A 19,896-nucleotide genomic window follows, 5' to 3' on the forward strand; every position below is an offset into this window, starting at 1 on the left:
TGGACGAGCCTGCGGCGCAACGTGCCGATGCTGCTGTCGGTCATGCTCGTGACGTTCATCTCGTTCCTGTTCATCGGAGCGTCCTTCCTTACACAGGCGCAGATCACGAAGGCGAAGGGCGACTGGTACGACAAGGTCGAGGTCGTCGTGTGGCTGTGCCCGGACGGCACGAGCCAGTCGCCGAACTGCGCGGCCGGCAAGGCCGCGACGGCCCAGCAGATCAACGCGCTGCAGGACGTCATCCAGCAGGAGCTCGGCGATGACGTCTTGTCGGTGACCTACGAGAGCCCCGAGGACTTCTACAACGACTCGTTCCTCAAGCAGTACCCCAACGGCGAGTTCCAGGGGCGCACGCTCACGGCCGCCGACATGCAGGGTTCGCTGTGGCTCAAGCTCAAGAACCCGGAGAAGTACAAGGTCGTCTCCGAGGTGCTCTCGGGCCGTGACGGCGTCGAGGACGTCGTCGACCAGCGGCAGATCTTCGAACCGGTCTTCGCCGTGCTCAACCGCGCGACGGCGGCGACGGCGATGCTCGCGGCCGTCATGGTCGTCGTCGCCGTCATGCTCACCGGCACGACGATCCGCATGTCGGCGGCCTCGCGCAGCGAGGAGACCGAGATCATGCGCTTCGTCGGCGCGTCGAACTGGACGATCCGCCTGCCGTTCATCCTCGAAGGCGCCGTGGCCGCATTGCTCGGATCGGTGCTGTCGTGCCTGGCGCTGGGTGCGCTCGTCAAGGTCTTCATCACCGATTGGCTCGCCAAATCGGTCACATGGATCCCGTACGTCACGCAGGGCACCGTGCTGCTGATCTCGCCGATCCTGATCGTCGGCGCCGTGCTGCTGTCCGTCATCGCCTCGTCGGTCGCGCTCAACCGATACCTCAAGGCCTGAGCGGCGCCCATGCGCGCGAAATGTGAAGAAGCTGTGCGCAAAACCATGCGCCGGGCCCGGCGCGCCGGCGCGCGCTCAGGTGGCGATGCTAGGCTTGATTGCCGAGAGTGACGTCGAAAGGTGTGCAATGACTCGAGGAACAACGGCAAGTCGTCCCTGGATCGCGACCCTGCTCGCGGCTTCGCTGTGCGCGGTCGGATTCGCGGCGCCGGTGATCGCGCCGGTCCCGCAGGCGCATGCGGACACCTACAGCGACCTCGTCAACGCCCAGAACTCGCATCAGCAAAGCGTGCAGCGCGAAGCCGAGCTGCGCGAACAGCTCGCCGGCGTCAGCAGCGATCTGGCGAACAAGATCGTCGAGCTCGACGATCTGACGAACAACCAGATCCCGGTCGCCGCCAAGGCGGTCCAGGAGGCGAACGCCGCCGCCGCGTCCGCCAAGGCCGAGGCCGAATCCGCCGCGCAGCGCCTCAAGGCCGCGCAGAAGGACAAGGAGAACCTCGAGGCCGAGATCAAGAAGACCGGCGAGGACTACGACGACGCGCACGCCGCGGTCGCGCAGGTCGCCCGCGAGTCGATGCACGGCTCCGACACCTCGGACGTCATGAGCGTCATGACCGGCGCGACCGACACGAAGGAGTTCATCCGCCAGATGCAGTCGCGCGACGCGCTGTCGCGCAACGAGGCGAACGCCGCCTCGGAGGCCGCCGACGGCCTGAGCATCTCGATGAACCGCGGCGAACGCCTCAAGGCGATCGAGACGCGCATCACGAAGTACAAGTCGGACGCCGACGAGAAGTCGTCGGCCGCGCAGTCCGCGGCGGCCGACGCGCAGGCCAAGCGCGACTCGCTCGACGCGCAGCGCGTCAAGGGCGAACAGATTCGCGCCGACCTCGAAAGCCGCAAGAGCGAGCTGAACACGGCCGCGGCGCAGCAGGCGGCCGAGACGGTCATGCTGCAGTCGCAGATCGACGCGAACAACCGCAAATACCAGGCGGAGCAGGCCGCCGAGGCCGAACGCGTGCGCCAGCAGCAGGCGCAGGGCACGACGGCTCCGCCGGCGAACACGAACACCGGCACGTCGACCGGCGGTTCGAACGCCGCCACGCCGAGCCAGCCGTCGCAGCCGACCCGGCCGGTGACCCCGGTGACGCCGACGCAGCCGACCCAACCGACGCAGCCGTCGGGCGGCTCGAGCGGCGGCCAGGGCACGTCGAACGGCGACTACGGCAACGCCTACGCCGCCGGCCAGTGCACATGGTGGGCCTACGAACGCCGCAGGCAGATGGGCATCGGCACGCCGTCCTACCTCGGCAACGGCGGCGACTGGGCGGCGAACGCGCCGCGCTACGGCCTGCGCGTCGACAACGTGCCGCAGGTCGGCGCGGCGCTGTCGTTCCTGCCCGGCCAGGAGGGCGCGTCCTCGCCATGGGGGCACGTCGCCGTCGTCGAAAGCGTCGGCGCGAACTCGGTCACGATCTCCGAATCGAACGTCGCCGGCCTGTACACGATCACCTACCGCACGCTGTACAACCCCGGACGCTTCCGCTACGTGCACTGAGCGCGCCGTCCCGTGCCGAATCCGCCGCCACGCCATGCGCGGGCGGCGGATTCGCGCATGCCGCGCTACTGTGGAAGGTCGGCGCACCGAGCCGGCGGCCGCGCGGCGGCGGGGACACGACAGGACCAGGACACCGGACAACGGACATGACGAGAAAAGGAGCGGAGCATGGCGAAGCAGAGGAAGGTCGAGGGCGACCTCGTCGTCGCGCGCAACAAGCGCGCACGGCACGACTACGAGATCGAGGACCGCTACGAGGCGGGCGTCGCGCTCACCGGCACCGAGGTGAAGTCGCTGCGCGAGGGGAGGGCGTCGCTCGCCGAGGCCTTCATCAGCATCGACAAGCGCGGGGAGATCTGGCTCGAAGGCGCCAACATCCCCGAATACCTCAACGGCACCTGGAACAACCACGCGCCCAAGCGCAAGCGCAAGCTGCTGCTGCACGCCTCGCAGATCGAGAAGCTCGGCCGCCAGATCCAGGCGAAGGGCTACACGATCGTGCCGCTGAGCATCTACTTCAACAAGGACGGCCGCGCCAAGATCGAGATCGCGCTCGCGCGCGGCAAGAAGGAGTACGACAAGCGCCAGGCGCTGCGCGAGGAGCAGGACAAGCGCGACGCGCAGCGCGCGCTGCGCTACCGCAACATGCACGCCCGCGGCTGAACGCGTCCACATGTTGCATGGGCGAAACGCGTTCGTAGCATGAGGCGACGTACGCTGTGTGCGGATTCGGGCGCGGGCCCGGACCGCACACAGCAGGGAAGACAGGGTACGCCTATGCAGAAGAAGAACACGTTCAGGAACCTCGCGGCGCTTGTGCTCGGCGCGTCGCTGTGCCTCGCCGCCGGCGCATGCGGCACGAGCGACGAAGGGGAGGCCGGCACGAAGAACGCCGAGGGCAAGACGACGCAGGGCTACGACGTCTCGAAGGTCGAGACCGTCGACGAGATCGCGGCGCTCGTGCCGGACGACGTCAAGCAGGACGGCAAGCTCACCGTCGGCATGGACACCTCCTACGCGCCGGCCGAGTTCCTCGCCGAGGACGGCAAGACGCCGGTCGGCTACGACGTCGACCTGTCGAAGGCGCTCGCGAAGGTCATGGGGCTCGAGGCGGAGGACAAGGTCGCCAGCTTCGACCTGATCATCCCGTCCGTCGGCTCGAAGTACGACGTCGGCATCTCGTCGTTCACGATCACGCCCGAGCGCATGGGCGCCGTCGACTTCGTCAGCATGTACAAGGCGGGTTCCACCTGGGTGACGAAGAAGGGCAACCCCGACGGCATCGACCCGAAGGACGTGTGCGGCGAGACGATCGCCGTGCAGACGGCCACGACGCAGGAGGAGGAGGTGACTGCGCTCAACGAGCAGTGCAAGGCCGACGGCAAGCAGGAGATCGAGATCCTGACGAGCAAGCTGCAGACCGACGTGACGACGAACGTGACGACCGGCAAGGCATCCGCCTTCTACGCGGACACGCCGGTCTCCGGCTACGCGATCGCGCAGACCGACGGCCAGCTCGAGACGCTCGGCGAGGACGTCGGCGTCACCAAGCAGGGCATCGTCGTCAAGAAGGGCGACAAGCAGATGGCCGAGGCGGTGCAGAAGGCGATGCAGCAGCTCATGGACGACGGCACCTACGAGGCGATCCTCGAGGAGTGGGGCGTTCAGGGCGGTGCGATCGACAAGGCCGAGATCAACCCCACCGACACGAAGTGAGCCGTCCGCCGCGCGACACGGGGCCGGACGGCTCACAGGCGCATGGCGACAGGGCGTGGTTCGCGCACAGCGCAGAACCACGCCCTGCATGTTTATGCGGGCGACTACATATCTATCAGTACGACGTGCGTCGCCGCGCGACGGACGGCTTAACCGTTTCGTAGCACACGATGCACTACACTGGCTGACGTATTTCGAGAGTGCGACCGCAAGCGTCAACGTCGACGGCAGACGCCGGCATGATGATGGCTCCGTCGCACAGGAGTGGAGAAGCATGTCGATGCATGGATTGAAGAGGTTCGCCGCCGCGCTCGCCGGCGCGGCGCTGCTGTTCGGCGCCGCCGCCTGCGGCACGAGCGACGACACCGGCGAAGCGGCCGCGGCGAAGCAGGGCGCCTTCGACGTCGCGAGCGTCAAGAAGGATGACGCGATCGCCGCGATGGTGCCCAAGTCGATCGCCGACAGCGGCAAGCTCACCGTCGGCATGGAGCTGTCCTACGCCCCGGCCGAGTTCCTCGCCGACGACGGCAAGACGCCGCAGGGCTATGACGTCGATCTCGCGAAGGCGCTTGGACGCGTCTTCGGCCTCGACACCGAGATCGTCTCGTCGACCTTCGATTCGATTGTGCCGTCCGTGGGCGCCAAGTACGACCTCGGCATCACGGCGATGACGATCACGCAGGAGCGGATGGACGCCGTCGACTTCGTCAGCTACTACAAGGCCGGGTCGAGCTGGGCCGTCAAGAAAGGCAACCCCGAGAACGTCGACACCGACGACCTGTGCGGCATGAAGATCGCCGTTCAGGTGGGCACGACGCAGGAGGAAGAGGCCAACGAGATCAAGGAGCAGTGCAAGGCCGACGGCAAGAAGGCCGTCGAGGTGCTGCCGAGCAAGCTGCAGACCGACGCGGCGACGGCCGTCGTCACCGGCAAGGCCGACGTGTTCTACGCCGACTCGCCGGTCGCCGGCTACGCGATCTCGCAGACCGGCGACCAGCTCGAGGAGCTGGGCAGCGCCGAAGGCGTCGTCAAGCAGGGCATCGCGATCAAGAAGGGCGACACCGAGCTCGCGAAGGCCGTGCAGGCCGGCATGCAGCATCTGATGGACGACGGCGACTACATGAAGATCCTCAAGGCCTGGGGCGTCGAGAACGGCGCGATCGACAAGGCCGAGATCGATCCGACGGACCTCGATTGAGCCCCGGGGACGTCGGACGCAACGCAACAGCTTAAGGAGGGACCATGCCTCATCATGTGGAACCGGACGGGGAGGGACTGCCGATCCCGAACCGCATCTCAGCGAAGCCGGTCAGGCGCACCGGATCGATCGTGGCCGCGGTCGTCGTGGCGATCCTCGCCGCGATGCTCGTCAAGGGCCTCGTCACGAACCCGCGCTTCGAATGGAACATTGTCTGGAAGTACCTGTTCAACGAACGCGTGCTCGAAGGCGTCGGCTACACGCTGCTGCTCACCGTGATCTCGATGGTCGTCGCGATCGTCCTCGCCGTGATCCTGGCAATCATGCGTAAATCGGTCAACCCGGTGCTGCGCGGCGTCAGCTGGTTCTACATCTGGTTCTTCCGCGGCACGCCGGTCTACACGCAGCTCGTGTTCTGGGGCCTGTTCGCCGTGCTCATCCCGAGGCTGTCGATCGGCATCCCGCTGACCTCGGTCGAGTTCTGGAGCGTCGACTCGCAGACCGTCATCACCGCGTTCAACGCCGCCTGGATCGGCCTGGCGCTCAACGAGGCCGCCTACCTCGCCGAGATCGTGCGCGCCGGCCTCGAAGCCGTCGACCCGGGGCAGGCCGAGGCCGCGCAGGCGCTCGGCATGAAGCGCTCGATGATTATGCGCCGCGTCATCCTGCCGCAGGCGATGCGCATCATCATCCCGCCGACCGGCAACGAGACGATCGGCATGCTCAAGACGACGTCGCTCGTGCTCGCCGTCCCGTTCACGCTCGAACTGCAGTACGCGACGAACGCGATCGCGAACCGCATCTACAAGCCGATCCCGCTGCTCATCGTGGCGAGCATCTGGTATCTGCTCATCACGTCGATCCTCATGGTCATCCAGTCGATGCTCGAGAAGCACTTCGGCAAGGGCTTCGAGGCGCGCCCGGTCGGCACGAAGGGCAAGCAGCCCCCGCTGCCGGGCAAGACCGAGGGCGAACCGAAGGACGACGTCGACAAGACGAACGAGGCGGCGTTCCTCGGATACAACGCCTAGCGCATGACGCGCGGCCGCCGTCGGGCGGCCGTCCACGTGGAAGGATGTGACGGACAGCATGAGTGACGAGAACAAGGACCTCGCAAGCCAGGACACGGCGGCCGAGCGCCGGGCCGCGCAGCCGGGACGCCCGGCCGTCGAGGCCAAGCGGGTGCACAAGGCCTTCGGCGACCTGCATGTGCTCAAAGGCATCGACATGAAGGTCATGCCCGGCACGGTGACGGTGATCCTCGGCCCTTCGGGATCGGGCAAGTCGACGTTCCTGCGGCTGATCAACCAGCTCGAGACGCTCACCGGCGGCGAGATCGACGTCAACGGCGAGATGATCGGCTACAAGCGGCTTGCCGACGGCACGCTGCAGACGCTCAACGACAAGGAGGTCGCCGCCCAGCGCGCCAAGCTCGGCATGGTGTTCCAGAAGTTCAACCTCTTCCCGCACATGACGGCGCTCGAGAACGTCATGGAGGCGCCGGTGCACGTCAAGCGGATGCCGAAGGCGCAGGCGCGCGAGCTCGCCGCCAAGGAGCTCACACGCGTGGGGCTGGGCGACCGCCTCGACTACTATCCCTCGCAGCTGTCCGGCGGCCAGCAGCAGCGCGTCGCGATCGCGCGCGCACTCGCGATGAAGCCCGAGATCATGCTCTTCGACGAGCCGACCTCGGCGCTCGACCCCGAACTCGTCGGCGAGGTGCTCGGCGTCATGCGCCAGCTCGCCGACGAGGGCATGACGATGATCGTCGTCACCCATGAGATCGGCTTCGCGAAGGAGGTCGCCGACCAGGTCGTGTTCATGGACGGCGGCGTCGTCGTCGAATCCGGCGGACCCGGGATCATCGACGATCCGAAGGAGCCGCGGTTCAAGGACTTCCTGCAGCACGTGCTGTGAGCGTCTTCCGGCGGCCGTCGCCCCCCCCTATGGGCGGCGGCCGCCTTCGTATGCGTCTGCACGCCGTCTGCACGGCGCCCATGCACCCGCCGATGTGGACGAATCGTGGCGGAAACGGCGGTTTCGCTGCCGACGCATGCATTTGCGGCGCCGGTCCGTTATGCTGTTGCCTATGTGTGGAATCGTAGGTTATGCAGGTAATGTGAACTTCCCGTCGATGCGGCCGCTCGAGGTGTGTCTCCAGGGTCTCGAGCGCCTTGAGTACCGGGGCTATGATTCGGCCGGCGTGGCGTTGACGGCGCCGGGCATGGAACGGGTGGCCGTGCGCAAGAAGGCGGGGCGGCTGTCCAATCTCATCGATGACATCGAGGCCGATCCGCTGCCGGATGCGACGGTCGCGATCGGGCATACGCGTTGGGCGACGAACGGCGTGCCGAACGACGTCAACGCGCATCCGCACGCGAGCCGTGACGGCAAGGTCGCGATCATCCACAACGGCATCATCGAGAACGCCTCGCAGCTGCGGCTCGACCTGCAGGCCGAGGGGTACCGTTTCGCGTCGAGCACCGACACCGAGGTGGCCGCCAAGCTCTTGGGCAAGATCGTCGACAACGTCATCGCCGAGACCGGCGAGCCGGACCTGTTCGAGGCGGTGCGGCGTCTGGGGCGCATGCTCGAGGGCGCGTTCACGATCCTGGCGGTCGATTGCCGCCAGCCGGGCGTCGTCGTCGGCGCGCGCCATGATTCGCCGCTCGTCGTGGGTCTGGGCGAGGGGGAGAACTTCCTTGGGTCGGATGTGGCCGCGTTCGTCGCGTACACGAAGACGGCGATGGAGATCGACCAGGACCAGGCCGTCATGATCTCGGCCGACGGCGTGGCCGTGACCGATTTCGACGGCAACGCGGTGGCGCAGCCGGCCGTCTACCGGATCGACTGGGACGCGTCGGCGGCCGAGAAGGGCGGCTGGGACTCGTTCATGGACAAGGAGATCCACGAGGAGCCGGCCGCCGTGCAGCGCACGTTGTTCGGCCGTCTCGACGACGCCGGCAGCATCAACCTCGACGAGGTGCGCATCGACGAGCATGATTTCAAGGCGATCGACAAGATCATCGTCGTCGCCTGCGGCACGGCGAGCTATGCGGGCATGGTCGCCAAGTACGCGATCGAGCATTGGGTGCGCATCCCGGTCGAGGTCGAGCTCGCGCATGAGTTCCGTTACCGCGACCCGATCCTGACGCCGCGCACGCTCGTCGTCGCGATCTCGCAGTCGGGCGAGACGATGGACACATTGATGGCGCTGCGCCATGCGCGCGAGCAGGGCTCGAAGGTCCTTGCGATCTGCAACACGCAGGGCGCGAGCATCCCCAGGGAGGCCGACGCCGTGCTGTACACGCATGCCGGCCCCGAGGTCGCCGTCGCCTCGACGAAGGCGTTCGTCGCGCAGATCACGGCCGCCTACATCCTGGGCCTGTACCTCGCCCAGCTCAAGGGCACCGTCTTTCGCGACGAGATCCACCAGACGCTCGACTCGCTCAAGGCGATGCCGCAGAAGATCCAGCAGGTGCTCGACACGCAGCCGCCGCGCGTCGCCCGGGCCGCCGAGCAGCTCGCCGACGCCAACTCGTTCCTGTTCCTCGGCCGCCATGTCGGCTATCCGGTGGCGCTCGAGGGCGCGCTCAAGCTCAAGGAGATCGCCTACACCTTCACCGAGGGCTTCGCCGCCGGCGAGCTCAAGCACGGCCCGATCGCGCTCGTCGACGAAGGCGAGCCGGTCGTCTTCATCGTCCCTCCCGCGCGCGGGCGCAACATCCTGCACGCGAAGGTCATCTCCGGCATCGAGGAAGTCAAGGCGCGCGGCGCGTTCATCATCGCGGTCGCCGAGGAGGGCGACAAGGACGTCGAACGCTACGCCGACATCATCTTCTGGCGCCCGCAATGCCCGACGTTGATGAGCCCGCTCGTCGACGTCGTCCCGCTGCAGCTGCTCGCGATGGACATGGCCAAGCAGAAGGGCTACGACGTCGACAAGCCGCGCAACCTCGCCAAATCGGTCACCGTCGAGTGAACGCGCCGCATGCGCACCGCTGGGTCGTCGACGAGCCGGACATCCCCTTCGCGATGCCGGTGCTGTACGAGGACGCGGCGATCATCGTCGTCGACAAGCCGCATTTCCTCGCGACGATGCCACGCGGCATGTGGTACCGGCAGACGGCGCTGATGAGGCTGCGCGCACGCTACGACAACCCGCGGATCACGCCCGCCCACCGGCTCGACCGGGCCACGGCGGGCGTGCTCGTGTTCGTGCGCGAACCGGCGGCGCGCGGCGCCTACCAGACGATGTTCCAGGAACGGCGCGTCGTGAAGACCTACGAATGCGCGGCGCCGCTCAAGATCCCCGCGCGCCCCGCCACCGGCACCGTCTTCAGGCTCGCGCCGCCGCGGCCGTTCCCTCTCGAACGGCGTTCGCGCATCGTCAAGACGCGCGGCGTGCTGCAGGCGCGCGAGACGCGCGGCGCCGTCAACGCCGAGACTCGTGTCGAACGGGCGCAGCGCCTCGGACATACGGCCGACGGCAAGCCGATCGCCCGCTACGTGCTCACGCCGCGCACCGGCAAGACGCACCAGCTGCGCGTGCACATGAACGCGCTCGGTCTGCCGATCATCGGCGACGACCTCTATCCGCGCATCGAGGAGCGCGCCTGGGACGACTTCGGCCGTCCGCTCGAACTCGTCGCACGCCGTCTGGAGTTCACCGACCCGCTGAACGGCGAGACGCGCGTCTTCACGTCGCAGGTGCCGCTGCTGCAGCGATGACGGTGCGGCGCGCCCGCTTGTGCACGTAGCGCAAAACGTTCCCGCGGCCGCGCGGATTTGCTACAACGGTAGTGACGTAAAGGAGCAGACATGGGATATGTAATCACGATGTGCGTCGTCGTGCTCGCGGCCTTCGCGGCGATCGCCTATGTGCTGGGGCGCGACGACGGCGAACAGGAGGAACGCTACTTCGCCGCCGTCGACGCGGACAAGCAGGACGAGCTCTACCGCACGCCGATCATCTACGACGACGATTCGCGCAGCACCTGGCGCCAGAAGGGCATCGTCAACCACATCGAGCCGAAGTCCGACGGCACTGCCGACGTGCGGATCCTGTGGTACAACGCCCATCCGAGCAAGACGAACCGCAAGACCGAGACCGGCGTGGACAAGGTCACCGTCCCGCAGCAGCGCATCAGCAAGCACGGCGTCAAGGAGGGGGACATCGTGCGCATCGCGGTGCGCCCCGGCGAAGGCGTGAGCATCGACATCTGAGCGTGCGCCCGGCCCCGTCGGCCAGATGCACGGCTATATTGAAACGGTGGAGTTTTTTCGCATCCCCAGACCCCGCGGCGCGCGCCGACGGCTGACGCGCGCGCTCGCGGCGCTGCTCGCGCTCGCCGGCGCCGTGTCCGCGGCCGGCTGCGGACACGGCGACACGCGCACGCAGATCAGCGTGTGGTCGTGGGAGCCGAGCATGGCCGCGCTCATCCGGGACTTCGAGGCGGACAACCCGGACATCCATGTGACGCAGATCGGCACCGCCGACTACGCCAAGCTCAACGCGGCGATCCAGGACGGCTACGGCACGCCCGACGTCGTGCAGCTCGAGTACTTCGCGCTGCCGCAGTACGCGGTCAGCGGCCAGCTGCGCGACCTGACCGACCGCACGAAGGGGTACGCCGACTTCTACACGCCCGGCTCATGGGCGTCGGTGCAGCTTGCGGGGCGCGTCTACGGCGTGCCGATGGATTCGGGCCCGATGGCCTTCTTCTACAACGAGGACGTGTTCCGTCAGGCCGGCGTCGACGCGACGAGGATCCGCAGTTGGGACGACTACCGCGAGGCCGCCGTGAAGCTCAAGAGGATCGGCGTGTCGATCGCCGCCGACGCCGGCGACGCGAGCTTCTACAACGCGATGATCTGGCTCGCCGGCGGCACGCCCTACCATACGAGCGCGGACGGCAAGGACGTCTCGATCACGCTCGACACCGACGCCGGCACGCAGGCCTTCACCGGGTTCTGGCAGCGGATGATCGACGACGACCTCGTCGACACGACGCTCGTCACCTGGTCGGACCGCTGGAAGCAGGCGCTCGGCTCGGGACGGGTCGCGTCGATCTTCGCCGGCGCGTGGATGCCGTCGCTGCTGCTCGCCGACGTGCCCGGCACGGCCGGCCTGTGGCGCGTCACGCAGATGCCGACGCGCGACGGCTCGCCGACGAACGCCGAGAACGGGGGGTCAGCGCTCGGCGTGCTCAATTCGAGCCGCAAGCCCGACGCCGCGTTCCGTTTCGTCGACTACGTATGCCACAGCCGCGCCGGCATCCGCACGCGCGTCGACGGCGGCTCGTTCCCGGCGGACAACGCGACGCTCGACAGCGACGCGTTCCTCGACAAGACGACCGTCACCGACGCACGCGGCGTTGACGTGCCGTATTTCGGCGGCCAGAAGTTCAACCGCGTGCTCGCGGACGCCGCCGGCCGGGTGAGCACGCGCTTCAGCTACCTGCCCTTCGAGGTGTACGCGCGCGCCGATTTCCGCGCGACCGTCGGCACCGCGTACACATGGGCGAACGAGGCGGACCGCTACAACGACGCGATACGCCGGCTGCAGGAGGGGCTCGTCGACGTCAAGGACCTGCCCGAGAAGCCGGGCGCGAAGGTCACGCTGCGCGACGGCATCGCGCTGTGGCAGTCCGACCTCAAGGAGTACGGCGCCAACCAGGGCTTCACGATGCGCTGAGCGGCGCGGCCCACACGGCTCACACGTTGCGGCGGTATATCGCGAGCATGCCCTTGAAGATGAGGTCGGGATCGACGACGTCGATCATCGGCGTCTCGATGACGCGCGCGAGCCCGCCGGTCGCGACGACGCGGAACTCCTCGTCGATCTCGCGGCGGAACTGCGTGATGATCCGTTCGATGCCGCCGAGGAAATCGTAGTAGAGTCCCGCCTGGATCGCCGTCGTCGTGTTCTTCGCGAGGATCGTCGTCGGACGCGCGATCTGCACCTCCGGCAGCTGCGCCGTCGCCGAGGCGAGCGCCTCCGAGGCCGTGCGGATGCCGGTCGTCACGAGGCCGCAGGTGATCGTGGCGTGCGCGTCGACGTAGTTGTACGTCGTCGCCGTGCCCATGTCGATGACGAGGACGCGCCCGCCGTAGGACGCGTAGGCGCCCGCGCAGTCGGCGAGGCAGTCGGCGCCGAGCGAACGCGGGTCGTCGATGCGGATGTTCATGCCGGTCTTGATGCCGGGGCCGACGACGATCGGCTCGAGACGCAGGAACTTGATGATGCTCGACGTGAACGAATGCATGACCTTCGGCACGACCGAGGCGATGATGACGTCGTCGACGTCGGCCGGTTTGAGCTCGTTGAGCGCGAGGAACTGCAACAGCATCAGGCCGTACTCGTCCGACGTGCGGTTCGCCTTCGTCGTGATGCGGTAGGTGCCGATGATCCGTTCGTCGTCGTCGACGAATCCCATGACGATGTTCGTGTTGCCGATATCGACCGCGATCAGCATATGCGCTCCTTTGCTCGGTGGGTGACGGCCGCGCCGCGCGCGGCAGATATGGACCGTCCTCTACAATAACGCGTGGTGGCCGACCCATGGCGGCGGCCAACCGCCCGACGCGGGCCGTATGCGCCCGCGGACGGGGAACCCGACCAACGATTGACGAAAGACCAGATGATGGCATCACCAGATGGTGCGCACGGCGAGGCCGGCGCAACCGAGAACCAGCACACCAACCAGCATCCGCGGCAGGCGGAGGCGGCGATGACGACCGACATGTCGCTCGCCGCGAAATCGAAGAAGCCCGGCGGTCCGAGGAAGGCGGCGCCGTGGATCGGCGTCGTCCTCGTCGTCGCCGTCCTCATCGCCGTCGTCTTCGGCGTGCGCGCCGCCGCCTCGCGCGGCGGCGGCGCGGTCGACGGCGGCGCCGCGGACAGCGTCACGATCGGCCTCAAGCTCGCGCCGACGAACCTCGACATCCGCAACACGGCCGGCTCGAGCCTCGACCAGATCCTCATCGGCAACGTCTACGAGGGCCTCGTCGCGCGCGACAGCGACAACAAGGTCGTCCCGGCGCTCGCGAAAAGCTGGGACGTGTCCGACGACGGCCTCAAGTACACGTTCCATCTGCGCGACGGCGTCACGTTCTCGAACGGCGACGCGCTGACGGCGGAGGACGTCGTCTGGTCGCTCGACGAACTCGTCTCCAAGCAGTACCACGACGCCGACTCGCTCAAGAACCTCGAGACGATCGGCGCGAGCGGCGACGACACCGTCGTCCTCACGCTGTCGAAGCCGTATTCGCAGCTGCTGTGGGCGCTCACGGGCCGCGCCGGGCTCGTCTTCGACAAGGACGCGAAGTACGTCGCGAAGACGCAGGCCGTCGGCTCCGGACCGTACCTCGTCAAGGAGTTCAAGCCGAACACGATGATCACGCTCGAGGCGAACCCGAAGTACTGGGGCGCCCAGCCGAAGACGCCGACCGTCGTCGTGCGCTACTACGCCGACGACAACGCGGCCGTGAACGCGCTCAAGTCCGGCGAGGTGCAGGTGCTCGCGCCGATCGGCGCGCAGCTGGCCGAACCGTTCAGGAAGGACACGGCCAAGTACGTCGTCGAGACCGGCGAAGGCACCGACAAGTACGTGCTCGGCATGAACAACGCGGCCGGCCACCCGACGGCGGACAAGAAGGTGCGCCAGGCGATCCGCTACGCGATCGACCACGATCAGCTCATCGCGGCGCGCGGCGGCGTCGACAAGGCGCTCGGCGGCCCGATCCCGTCGCTCGACCCCGGCTACGAGGACCTGACGAAGCTCTACCCGCACGACGCGGAAAAAGCGCAGGCGCTGCTCAAGGAGGCCGGCTACACGAAGGAGCATCCGCTCAGGCTCACGCTCACCTACGCGAACACCTACGGCAGTGAGATCGGCGACCAGCTGCGCTCGCAGCTCAAGGAGGTCGGCATCGACCTCAAGGTCAACGTCGTCGAGTTCTCGACGTGGCTGCAGGACGTCTACACCGACAAGGACTACGACCTTTCGCTTGTCGACCACAACGAAAGCCACGACTTCACGCAGTGGTCGAACCCCGACTACTACTACGGCTACGACAACAAGGACGTCCAGAGGCTCACCGACGAGGGGCTGCACGCGACCGACGACGCGACGCGCGACGCGAAGCTCGCGCAGGCCGCGCGCATCGTCAGCGAGGACGCGGCCGCCGACTGGCTGCTCAACTACCGCATCACGACGGCGATGGACAAGGGCGTGACCGGATTCCCGCTCAACATGAACCAGACGTATCTGCCGCTGTGGAACGTCGCCTACACGCCGGCGAAGTGACGCCGGTGCACGACCTGATGACCGAAGGCTGAGGAGCCGCCGATGATCAAGTACCTCGCACGCCGATGCGCGCTGTTCGCGCTCGCGCTGTTCGTCGTCTCCGTCGTCGTGTTCCTCGCGTTGCGCGTGCTGCCGGGCGACCTCGCGACGATCATGGCCGGGCTCAACTCGCCTCCAGAACGCGTCGCGGCGCTGCGTGCCGAGCTCGGCCTCGACCGGCCGCTCGCCGCCCAGTACGGCGACTGGATCGCCGGGCTCATGCGCGGCGACTTCGGCACGACGATGCTCACCGGGCAGCCGGTCGCGTCCGTCGTCGGCGCGCGCGTGCAGATCACGTTCCCGCTCATCATGCTGGGACTGCTGATCGCACTCGCGCTCGGCGTGCCGCTCGGCTGCGCGTCGGTGATGGCGAGGTCGGCGCGCGCCCGCGGCCTGTACCAGGCGGTCGCGATCGTCGGCGGCGCCGTGCCCGCGCTGTGGGCCGGCCTCGTGCTCATCCTGCTGTTCGGGCGAGGCAGCGGCCTGCTGCCGATCCTGCCGGCCTCGGGCTTCCCGCAGGACGGCTGGGGCGATCCGGCCCAGGCCGCCCTCGCGCTCGTGCTGCCGGCCGTCACCGTCGGCGTCATCGTCGGCGCCTCGATCATGCGCTACACGCGTTCGGCGCTGCAGTCGGTCGCCTCGACCGGCGCGATCGAGATGGCGATGGCCTGCGGCATGACGCGCCGCCGGGCGCTCACACACGTCGGGCTGCGGCTCGCGATGCCGCAGCTCGTCTCCGTCGTCGGACTCACCTTCGCCGAGATGATCACCGGCGTCATGGTCATCGAGAACCTGTTCGCGCTGCCCGGCATCGGCTCCGGGCTCGTCGACGACCTGACGCACCGCGACCTCATCGCCGTGCAGAGCGAACTGTTCATGCTCGCGGCCTTCTTCCTCGTCATCGGCCTGCTCGTCGACCTGACGCACCGCGCGCTCGACCCGAGATTGGGGGAGGACGATGAATAGACCCGATCGGCGACGCGTCCCCGAGGCGCCCGCGCGAATCGCCGCCGAACACGGACCGCGCGGCAGGTTGCGTCGCGCCGGCGTCGTCGTCGCGTCGATGTGGGCGCATGGCGCCGGCCGCTTCGCGCTCGTCACGCTCGGCCTGTGGATCCTCGTCTCGCTCGTCTCGCTCTTCTGGACGCCGCGTTCGCTGTGGGAGACGAACGGCTACGCCGTCTGGGCGAAGCCGTCCGCCGACCATTGGCTCGGCACCGACGGCGTCGGCGCCGACGTCTTCAGCTGGCTGATGGCCGGTTCGCGCACCGACCTCGTCATCGTCGCGCTCACCGTCCTCGTCGCGCTCGCGATCGGGCTGCTGCTCGTCGCCGCGATGACGTCGCGCGCCGCCGCGCTCGCGCACGGCTCGGTCGTGCTCATCGACGCGCTGATCTCGATCCCGACCGTGCTCATCGCGCTGATGCTCGCCGTGCCGCTCGGCGCGTCGGTCGCCGTCATCGTGCTCGCCTGCGGTTTCGGCTACGGCCTCAACCTCGCGCGCGTCGCGCGCCCGTCGGCGATGCTCGCCGCGCGCAGCATGTACGTCGAATCGGCGCGTGCGGACGGCGCAAGCGCGATGCGCGTCTTCGCCACGCACATCGTGCCGAACGTCATGCCGACGCTCGTCGTGCAGTGCTCGCTGTCGGCGGGCACCGCAGTCCTCGCCGAGGCCGGGTTGACGTACCTCGGCGTCGGCGTGCCGTCGGGTGTGCCCAGCTGGGGGCATTCGCTGAGCACGTCGGTGCGTTTCATCAACATCTATCCGTTGACGGTGCTGTGGCCGGGCCTGCTCGTGACCGTCGTCGTCGTGGCGCTCAACCTCTTCGGCGACGCGCTGCGCGAGGCCGCCGACCCACTCACCAACCCGAGATTGCGAGGTGACGATGGGCATCGTCGTCGATGATCTGCAGGTCGCGATCGGTTCGCGGCCGATCCTGCACGGCGTGCATCTCGAGGTGCGCGACGGACAGCGCGTGGGGCTCGTCGGACCTTCGGGATCGGGCAAGTCGATGATCTCGCGCGCGATCATGGGACTGCTGCCGCCGACGGCCGGCTGCACGGGATCGATCGAACTGAACGGCCGTCAGCTCGTCGGGCTGCCCGACGCCGAGATGGCGGCGCTGCGCGGCGCCGCCGTCGGCATGGTCTTCCAGAACCCGGGCACGGCGCTCAACCCGCTGCTCACCGTCGGGCGGCAGATCGCGCTGCCGCTCGAGCTGCACTACGAGCTGACGGCAGACGAACGCGAGGGGCGCGTGCGCGCGATGATGCGCAAGGTCGGACTGCCCGACGAGTTGTACGGGCGGCGTCCGCACGAGCTGTCCGGCGGCCAGCAGCAGCGCGTCGGCATCGCGACGGCGCTCATCACGTCGCCGCGCCTGATCATCGCCGACGAGCCGACGACGGCGCTCGATTCGATGACGCAGCGGCAGATCGTCGATCTGCTCGTCTCGCTCGTCGACGAGGCCGGCGCGGCGCTGCTGTTCATCACACACGACTTCTCGGTGCTCGCACGCGCCACACGCTACTGCTACGTGCTCGACGCCGGACGAATCGTCGAACGGGGGCGCACGGAGGCGCTGCTCGAGGCGCCGCATACGCCGCAGGCGCGCACGCTCGTCGAGGCGGCGCGCCGGTTGACGCTGCACGTCGACGGGACGGGCGCGCAGGAGACGGAAACGGAGGAGGGGCGATGAGCGGGACAGATGCCGTTGCGGACGCGCCGACGCTGCTTGAGGGCGTCGACATCCATAAGAGCTTCGGCAGGGGCAGGCGGCGGCATGAGGTGCTCCACGGCTGCTCGATCCGGGTGCACGAGGGCGAATGCGTCGCCGTCATCGGCGGCTCGGGCTCGGGCAAGTCGACATTGACGCGGATCCTGCTCGGCCTCGAGACGCCCGATTCGGGCGTCGTGCGCTTCGACGGCGAACCGATCGGGTCGCCGGAAGGGCTGCGCCGGCTGCGGCACACCTCGGGCGTCGTCTACCAGAACCCCTTCGCGTCGCTCGATCCGCGCTGGACGGCCTACAGGTCGGTCGGCGAACCGCTGCGGCTGCGTCGCGCGCGGCATCAGCGGATGGATACGGACGAGCTCGCCGCGCGGGTGAGCGACGCGCTGCGTCTGATGGCGCTCGACCCGAGCGACTTCCTCGACCGCTATCCAATCGACATGTCCGGCGGTCAGGCGCAGCGCGTCGCGATCGCGCGCGCGATCGTCACCGGGCCGCGGCTGCTGCTCGCAGACGAGGCGATGAGCGCGATCGACGTCGCCGCTCGCCTGCAGATCCTCGACGCCTTCGCCGCCGTGCGCGCGCGCGACCCGCGCATGGGGATGCTGCTCGTCTCGCACGACCTCGGCGTCGTGCAGTCGATCGCCGACACGATCGTCGTGCTCCACGACGGCGTCGTCGTCGAGCAGGGGAGCGCGGCCGCCGTCCTCGACGACCCGCAGGCCCCGTACACGCGCGGGCTCGTCGCGGCGGCGACGCTGTGAGGGGCCGGCTCGTGGGCGACGATGTTCAGTATATGGACGGCGTATTTTTTGATTGTCGGCGTGGCGTTATATCGTTGCAGCCATGATCAATCGCTCATGTTGTTGTTGTCGCTGACCGACGCCTCCGGCGCGCGGGTATCGACGCATAACTTGAGACAGCAGGATCATTCATCGGCGCGATTCGGCGCCAATATCGGATGCTTCATCTGTGAAACCCAATGATTCCAAATCCTTTCGGCCTTCGTCGACGCGACTTCGGCATCGAAGGATTCGTGGGATCTGCAGGATCTCTTAACGAAAAACTGTGCGTAATACGGTTCCAATGCGAGCTTGTGGCGTTATGAACACCGCCGGACGAACACGAAAAAATCATTCCGGCGAAGAACGCAAACAAACCACAAACCAGAAATCGAACGCCGAAGGAACCATCATGCTGCAGGACACCATCGCCGAGAACATCGGCAACACGCCGATCGTCAAACTTCACCGCGTCACCGACGGCGTGCGCGCCACGATCGCCGTCAAGGTCGAATACTTCAACCCGGGCGGCTCGTCGAAGGACCGCATCGCCGAACGCATCATCGACGCCGCCGAACGCGACGGCAGGCTCAAGCCCGGCGGCGTCATCGTCGAGCCCACCTCCGGCAACACCGGCGTCGGCCTCGCGCTCATCGCACAGCAGCGCGGCTACCGCGCGATCTTCGTGCTGCCGGACAAAGTCAGCGAGACGAAACGCGCCGTGCTGCGCGCCTACGGCGCCGAGGTCGTCGTGACGCCGACCGACGTCGCCCCCGACGACCCGCGCTCCTACTACCGCGTCTCCGACAGCCTCGCACAGCGGATCCCGGGCGCGTTCAAGCCGAACCAGTACTTCAACCCGGCGGGTCCGCGCAGCCACTACGAGATGACCGGACCAGAGATCTGGGAGCAGACCGACCATCAGGTCACGCATTTCGTGGCCGGCATCGGCACCGGCGGCACGATCTCCGGCACCGGCAACTACCTCAAGGACGCATCCGACGGCGCCGTCACCGTCATCGGCGCCGACCCGGAAGGTTCGATCTACTCGAACCCGGACGACATCCACGGCTACGACATAGAAGGCGTCGGCGAGGACTTCATGCCCGGCGCCTACGACCAGCGCATCGCCGACGAGATCGTGCGGATCACCGACGCCGAGGCGTTCCTGATGACGCGCCGCCTCGCCGCCGAGGAGGGGCTGCTCGTCGGCGGATCGAGCGGCATGGCCGTCGCCGCCGCCGTCAAGTACGCGAAGGCGCACGACCTCGACGAGACGCAGACCGTCGTCGTGCTGCTGCCCGACTCCGGCCGCGGCTACCTCGAGAAGATCTTCAACGACGCATGGATGATCGACCACGGTTACGCGGACGTCGTCGCCGCGACGGCGCGCCCGTCGATTGTCGACGAGGCGCTGCTACCGGCCTGAACGCGCAACGGCGCACGACGAAGGAGACGGACGCATGAAGCACGACACGATGCATACGGCGCGCACGACGACCCGGAAGGCCGGCGGCACGACCTTCATCATCCACCACACGCCGCTGCGCGGCCACGGCAGCGTCACAAGCTACATCGCAAAGCCGCGCCGCGCCTGACGGCGCACGGCGGCGGACGCGCGAATCGGCAACCACCGACCACCAATCGCAGATCATCAAAGGAA

General features: G+C 67.8%; 19 protein-coding genes. 18 read left to right on the forward strand and 1 reads right to left on the reverse strand.

Translation table 11 applies throughout. The features are described 5' to 3' along the window. The 11 genes from ftsX to B1400_RS01020 form a co-directional block, all read left to right on the forward strand. A partial coding sequence (gene ftsX, locus B1400_RS00970; protein WP_106408288.1) for a permease-like cell division protein FtsX occupies window positions 1–894 on the forward strand: 894 nt, incomplete at its 5' end. 127 nt (window positions 895–1,021) lie between these two features. Further along, window positions 1,022–2,455, forward strand: a complete 1,434-nt coding sequence (locus tag B1400_RS00975) for a CHAP domain-containing protein (protein ID WP_095612616.1) — start codon at window positions 1,022–1,024, stop codon at window positions 2,453–2,455. Window positions 2,456–2,623: 168 nt separating this feature from the next. Continuing rightward, entirely contained in the window at window positions 2,624–3,118 is a 495-nt protein-coding gene (gene smpB / locus B1400_RS00980; RefSeq protein ID WP_095612617.1) for an SsrA-binding protein SmpB, read from the forward strand. Window positions 3,119–3,232: 114 nt separating this feature from the next. Continuing rightward, window positions 3,233–4,171 (forward strand): ABC transporter substrate-binding protein, encoded by a 939-nt coding sequence (locus B1400_RS00985; protein WP_095612618.1) that lies wholly within the window; start codon window positions 3,233–3,235, stop codon window positions 4,169–4,171. A 274-nt stretch (window positions 4,172–4,445) separates the two neighbouring features. Beyond that, window positions 4,446–5,369 (forward strand): ABC transporter substrate-binding protein, encoded by a 924-nt coding sequence (locus B1400_RS00990; RefSeq protein ID WP_095612619.1) that lies wholly within the window; start codon window positions 4,446–4,448, stop codon window positions 5,367–5,369. A gap of 44 nt (window positions 5,370–5,413) precedes the next feature. Further along, window positions 5,414–6,400, forward strand: a complete 987-nt coding sequence (locus B1400_RS00995; RefSeq protein WP_095612620.1) for an amino acid ABC transporter permease — start codon at window positions 5,414–5,416, stop codon at window positions 6,398–6,400. A gap of 58 nt (window positions 6,401–6,458) precedes the next feature. Further along, window positions 6,459–7,286, forward strand: a complete 828-nt coding sequence (locus B1400_RS01000; RefSeq protein WP_095612621.1) for an amino acid ABC transporter ATP-binding protein — start codon at window positions 6,459–6,461, stop codon at window positions 7,284–7,286. 172 nt (window positions 7,287–7,458) lie between these two features. After that, window positions 7,459–9,351, forward strand: coding sequence for a glutamine--fructose-6-phosphate transaminase (isomerizing) (glmS, locus tag B1400_RS01005; RefSeq protein ID WP_095612622.1), 1,893 nt, complete (start codon window positions 7,459–7,461; stop codon window positions 9,349–9,351). A 53-nt stretch (window positions 9,352–9,404) separates the two neighbouring features. Continuing rightward, the gene (locus B1400_RS01010) at window positions 9,405–10,100 is read left to right on the forward strand and encodes a pseudouridine synthase (protein WP_095612719.1); all 696 of its coding nucleotides are present in this window, start codon (window positions 9,405–9,407) and stop codon (window positions 10,098–10,100) included. Window positions 10,101–10,190: 90 nt separating this feature from the next. Further along, window positions 10,191–10,595: a hypothetical protein gene (locus B1400_RS01015; RefSeq protein WP_095612623.1), complete on the forward strand. Its 405-nt coding sequence runs from the start codon at window positions 10,191–10,193 to the stop codon at window positions 10,593–10,595. A gap of 25 nt (window positions 10,596–10,620) precedes the next feature. Then, on the forward strand, window positions 10,621–12,066 hold the full coding sequence (locus tag B1400_RS01020; protein ID WP_095612624.1) for an ABC transporter substrate-binding protein: 1,446 nt from the start codon (window positions 10,621–10,623) through the stop codon (window positions 12,064–12,066). Window positions 12,067–12,085: 19 nt separating this feature from the next. Here B1400_RS01020 and B1400_RS01025 read toward each other — a convergent pair whose 3' ends face one another. Further along, window positions 12,086–12,847: a type III pantothenate kinase gene (locus B1400_RS01025; protein ID WP_095612625.1), complete on the reverse strand. Its 762-nt coding sequence runs from the start codon at window positions 12,845–12,847 to the stop codon at window positions 12,086–12,088. A 168-nt stretch (window positions 12,848–13,015) separates the two neighbouring features. Here B1400_RS01025 and B1400_RS01030 point away from each other — a divergent pair, with 168 nt between their 5' ends. From B1400_RS01030 to B1400_RS10025, 7 genes are all read left to right on the forward strand, one after another. Then, window positions 13,016–14,680 carry an ABC transporter substrate-binding protein gene (locus B1400_RS01030; RefSeq protein WP_095612720.1) on the forward strand — a complete coding sequence of 555 codons (1,665 nt, stop codon included), beginning with the start codon at window positions 13,016–13,018 and terminating at the stop codon, window positions 14,678–14,680. Between the two features lie 42 nt (window positions 14,681–14,722). Then, window positions 14,723–15,685 carry an ABC transporter permease gene (locus tag B1400_RS01035; RefSeq protein ID WP_407641053.1) on the forward strand — a complete coding sequence of 321 codons (963 nt, stop codon included), beginning with the start codon at window positions 14,723–14,725 and terminating at the stop codon, window positions 15,683–15,685. Window positions 15,686–15,782: 97 nt separating this feature from the next. Further along, entirely contained in the window at window positions 15,783–16,625 is an 843-nt protein-coding gene (locus tag B1400_RS01040; protein WP_235607256.1) for an ABC transporter permease, read from the forward strand. Next, entirely contained in the window at window positions 16,606–17,418 is an 813-nt protein-coding gene (locus tag B1400_RS01045) for an ABC transporter ATP-binding protein (RefSeq protein WP_095612627.1), read from the forward strand. The genes B1400_RS01040 and B1400_RS01045 overlap by 20 nt, the downstream gene beginning before the upstream one ends. Then, window positions 17,415–18,215 (forward strand): ABC transporter ATP-binding protein, encoded by an 801-nt coding sequence (locus B1400_RS01050; protein WP_095612628.1) that lies wholly within the window; start codon window positions 17,415–17,417, stop codon window positions 18,213–18,215. Before B1400_RS01045 ends, B1400_RS01050 begins: the two co-directional genes overlap by 4 nt. Before the next feature lie 430 nt (window positions 18,216–18,645). Further along, complete coding sequence (locus B1400_RS01055; RefSeq protein ID WP_407641054.1) at window positions 18,646–19,662, forward strand: pyridoxal-phosphate dependent enzyme; 1,017 nt, start codon at window positions 18,646–18,648, stop codon at window positions 19,660–19,662. Between the two features lie 34 nt (window positions 19,663–19,696). Further along, window positions 19,697–19,831, forward strand: a complete 135-nt coding sequence (locus tag B1400_RS10025; protein WP_268802250.1) for a hypothetical protein — start codon at window positions 19,697–19,699, stop codon at window positions 19,829–19,831. The last annotated feature ends 65 nt before the right edge of the window (window positions 19,832–19,896 follow it).

The organism is Bifidobacterium italicum (assembly GCF_002286915.1).
In the GTDB taxonomy this organism is placed as follows: Bacteria; Actinomycetota; Actinomycetes; order Actinomycetales; family Bifidobacteriaceae; genus Bifidobacterium; species Bifidobacterium italicum.

Excerpts from the sequence above, each read along its gene's own strand:
- smpB (WP_095612617.1), top strand. The coding sequence starts at position 2,624 with ATGGCGAAGCAGAGGAAGGTCGAGGGCGACCTCGTCGTCGCGCGCAAC.
- B1400_RS01040 (WP_235607256.1), top strand. The coding sequence starts at position 15,783 with ATGTGGGCGCATGGCGCCGGCCGCTTCGCGCTCGTCACGCTCGGCCTG.
- B1400_RS10025 (WP_268802250.1), top strand. The coding sequence starts at position 19,697 with ATGAAGCACGACACGATGCATACGGCGCGCACGACGACCCGGAAGGCC.
- B1400_RS00990 (WP_095612619.1), top strand. The coding sequence starts at position 4,446 with ATGTCGATGCATGGATTGAAGAGGTTCGCCGCCGCGCTCGCCGGCGCG.
- B1400_RS01045 (WP_095612627.1), top strand. The coding sequence starts at position 16,606 with ATGGGCATCGTCGTCGATGATCTGCAGGTCGCGATCGGTTCGCGGCCG.
- B1400_RS01010 (WP_095612719.1), top strand. The coding sequence starts at position 9,405 with ATGCCGGTGCTGTACGAGGACGCGGCGATCATCGTCGTCGACAAGCCG.
- B1400_RS01025 (WP_095612625.1), bottom strand. The coding sequence starts at position 12,847 with ATGCTGATCGCGGTCGATATCGGCAACACGAACATCGTCATGGGATTC.
- B1400_RS00985 (WP_095612618.1), top strand. The coding sequence starts at position 3,233 with ATGCAGAAGAAGAACACGTTCAGGAACCTCGCGGCGCTTGTGCTCGGC.
- glmS (WP_095612622.1), top strand. The coding sequence starts at position 7,459 with ATGTGTGGAATCGTAGGTTATGCAGGTAATGTGAACTTCCCGTCGATG.
- B1400_RS01050 (WP_095612628.1), top strand. The coding sequence starts at position 17,415 with ATGAGCGGGACAGATGCCGTTGCGGACGCGCCGACGCTGCTTGAGGGC.
- B1400_RS01000 (WP_095612621.1), top strand. The coding sequence starts at position 6,459 with ATGAGTGACGAGAACAAGGACCTCGCAAGCCAGGACACGGCGGCCGAG.
- B1400_RS01055 (WP_407641054.1), top strand. The coding sequence starts at position 18,646 with ATGCTGCAGGACACCATCGCCGAGAACATCGGCAACACGCCGATCGTC.
- B1400_RS01015 (WP_095612623.1), top strand. The coding sequence starts at position 10,191 with ATGGGATATGTAATCACGATGTGCGTCGTCGTGCTCGCGGCCTTCGCG.
- B1400_RS00995 (WP_095612620.1), top strand. The coding sequence starts at position 5,414 with ATGCCTCATCATGTGGAACCGGACGGGGAGGGACTGCCGATCCCGAAC.
- B1400_RS01030 (WP_095612720.1), top strand. The coding sequence starts at position 13,016 with ATGGCATCACCAGATGGTGCGCACGGCGAGGCCGGCGCAACCGAGAAC.
- B1400_RS00975 (WP_095612616.1), top strand. The coding sequence starts at position 1,022 with ATGACTCGAGGAACAACGGCAAGTCGTCCCTGGATCGCGACCCTGCTC.
- B1400_RS01035 (WP_407641053.1), top strand. The coding sequence starts at position 14,723 with ATGATCAAGTACCTCGCACGCCGATGCGCGCTGTTCGCGCTCGCGCTG.
- B1400_RS01020 (WP_095612624.1), top strand. The coding sequence starts at position 10,621 with ATGCACGGCTATATTGAAACGGTGGAGTTTTTTCGCATCCCCAGACCC.